Consider the following 2,584-nt stretch of genomic DNA (forward strand, 5'->3'; position numbering starts at 1 on the left):
GAGTGATTTACTTTTATCAGATACAGGACCGTTAATACATCCACCTTCACAACCTAACAGCTCTAAGAATGGGTCATTAGCACTACCTTGTGCTAATACATCATGTATTTCATTAACTCCAGAAAGGGCAAGAGCATCACGACAAAATGATTTATCACCCCAAAGTTTTGAGGTAATAATTTGACCTCTTTCAACTGGGTAGTAAGTTGAAATGCCAGCCTTAGCTGGTGAGAAATAAATCTTTTCTTTACACTCAATAGTATTAAGGTCAATACGCTCTTCCTTAAACCAAGCTCTTAATTCATCAAATGTAATTGCTATATTAGGATAACCTGGTGTTGAATCTGCCTCATTTTTCTTAGCAATACATGGTCCAACAAATACAATTGCAATATCATCACCATAGATTTTTCTTAAATAAGCACAATGGGTTTGAAGTGGTGAAGGAACCTTTGCTAAACGATCTACAGCTTTAGGATAGTATTTTCTTACAAGTTCAACTACTGAAGGACATGCAGTACTAATCCAAGGGCACTTTCCGTCGTGTTCTTTTGCATAAAGATCAATTACAGCAGATACAATTGAAGCTCCAATAGCTGTTTCAGAAATATCAGAAAAACCTAATTGAATTAAGGCTGTAAGTAATTGTTCTTCTTGACCTGCAAACTCAGCAGCAAATGATGGTGCGAGGGAACAAAATACTCTCTTTTTTGTTTTGATTAACATCTGTGCACGAGAGAGATCACTTCTAATCTTTTTTGCACTATTAGGACAAATATCTACACACTTACCACAAAATATACAACGATCTTTTATGATAACAGCACTTCCATCTTTAATTTGGATTGCTTTTACCGGACAGCTTCTTACACATTTATAACAGTCGCGGCAATATGTTGTTTCGGTATAAACTGGATATACCATTGCTATTTCTCCTCTAATTCTTTTCGAAGGATATCAACTACACAATCAGGAGTAAGGCCAGAATAATCCTTTCCCGCAATCCTTAAATTAGGCCCTTCATTGCACCTTCCAAGGCATAGATGTCCTACTAGCTCCACTCTGTCAGACAATCCATTTTCTGACAAAAACGACTCAATTGCCTGAAGGTTCTCGCTATTGCCTCTTGCAAAGCAACTTGATCCCATACAGAGCTCTACTGTGATAATCCCATCCATTATTAATTTACCTCACATTAAAGCTTACCCCAGTAGAGTTGGTTAGTCAATAAAATGTCATATTGCAAACAGATAATGAATATAATATGGTAATTAGTTATTAGAAAAATATAGTTTTATTTAATTAATATTATCGTGTTCACATTATTTTAAAACACGACAATACTAATATATTTAGTGGTAATATGAAAATGCAAAAAACTTAATAATTTTAGCTTAAATCTTCTTCAGAGGACTCAAGCTTATTCTGCATCTTTACAGATAATACTGCTAAAGCAGTTGCTAAATCAGTTCTTTGCAAAGCAACAGAACTTGGAACCTTTAAATCTATCGGGGCAAAGTTCCAAATAGCTTTAATTCCTTGGCTGATAATATCATCTGCCACTTTTTGTGCAACTTTTGCAGGAACTGTAATTACAGCTATTACAATACGCTTTTCATGGATAAAGTTTGCAATCTCAGAGCTTGGCATTACCTTTAACGCTCCAACCTGCTTTCCAATCTTTGCTTCATCACTATCAAAAAGTCCTACCATGCTAAGCCCATAAGCCTTAAAGCCATTATAACATGCAAGAGCAGAACCAAGATTTCCGGCACCTATTATTATTGCCTCATTAGTATTATCCCAACCAAGTACATGATTTAATACTTTAACAAGTTCTTTTATTTCGAAGCCAACTTTAGGTTTACCTTCAATTCCTGTATATGAAATATCTTTTCTAACCTGAATTGGCTTTAATCCTAACTCATCAGCCAATACAGTTGCAGATATAAACTCCTCACCTTTTTCATGATATTGATGAAGTATCCTTAAATAAGAAGGAAACCTCTTGACCGTTGGAATCGGTAGATTAAGTTGCTTCTCCATCAATTAAACACCTCCTAACCCTTTTTATCACAGTCATAGGGACAGATGCACCAGCGCTAAGTCCAATACGCTTTGAAGCTAAGATTTCAGACGTAATATCTTTTTCATCACTAATTAAAAAAGCTTTTACACCTTCATTTTCGGCAATCTTTTTAAGACCTTGAGAATTCGCACTATGTTTATCACCAATTATAACAATTGTATCACAGGATTCACATAATTTTTTTACAGCATCTCTTCTTCTCTTAGAAGAATTGCAAATATCTGTTAATATGTTGACATGTAAATTACGCTCATCAATTGCCTTCCTTATTTCTTCTACTAAATTAGAGGAGTAAGTTGTCTGAACTACTGCATTATAGGTGATATTGCTTGATAACAAATCAAGGTCGTCAACAGTAGAGATTAATGTACAAGGTTGCTTTGAATAAGCCATTGTTGAAATAGTTTCAGGGTGATCCTTTTTACCAATAAAAATAGTAGGCTTTGTTGAATCTGAAATAATTTTATGGTTTCTTTGAACAATCCTACAGGTCCC

General features: G+C 34.8%; 4 protein-coding genes. All 4 read right to left on the bottom strand.

The window, feature by feature from the left end:
* Nucleotides 1-924, bottom strand: a 924-nt coding sequence (locus SOY52_RS09730) for a [Fe-Fe] hydrogenase large subunit C-terminal domain-containing protein (protein ID WP_320848761.1), incomplete at its 3' end; no start/stop codon positions are given.
* 2 nt (nt 925-926) lie between these two features.
* Nucleotides 927-1,178, bottom strand: a complete 252-nt coding sequence (locus SOY52_RS09735; protein ID WP_320848762.1) for a (2Fe-2S) ferredoxin domain-containing protein — start codon at nt 1,176-1,178, stop codon at nt 927-929.
* A 211-nt stretch (nt 1,179-1,389) separates the two neighbouring features.
* Nucleotides 1,390-2,046, bottom strand: a complete 657-nt coding sequence (locus SOY52_RS09740; RefSeq protein ID WP_320848763.1) for a redox-sensing transcriptional repressor Rex — start codon at nt 2,044-2,046, stop codon at nt 1,390-1,392.
* A partial coding sequence (locus tag SOY52_RS09745; protein ID WP_320848764.1) for a hypothetical protein occupies nt 2,030-2,584 on the bottom strand: 555 nt, incomplete at its 5' end. The genes SOY52_RS09740 and SOY52_RS09745, both read right to left, overlap by 17 nt.

It is taken from the genome of Bullifex sp. (genome assembly GCF_034103065.1).
Taxonomy (GTDB): domain Bacteria; phylum Spirochaetota; class Spirochaetia; order Sphaerochaetales; family Sphaerochaetaceae; genus Bullifex.

Excerpts from the sequence above, each read along its gene's own strand:
- SOY52_RS09740 (WP_320848763.1), bottom strand. The coding sequence starts at position 2,046 with ATGGAGAAGCAACTTAATCTACCGATTCCAACGGTCAAGAGGTTTCCT.
- SOY52_RS09735 (WP_320848762.1), bottom strand. The coding sequence starts at position 1,178 with ATGGATGGGATTATCACAGTAGAGCTCTGTATGGGATCAAGTTGCTTT.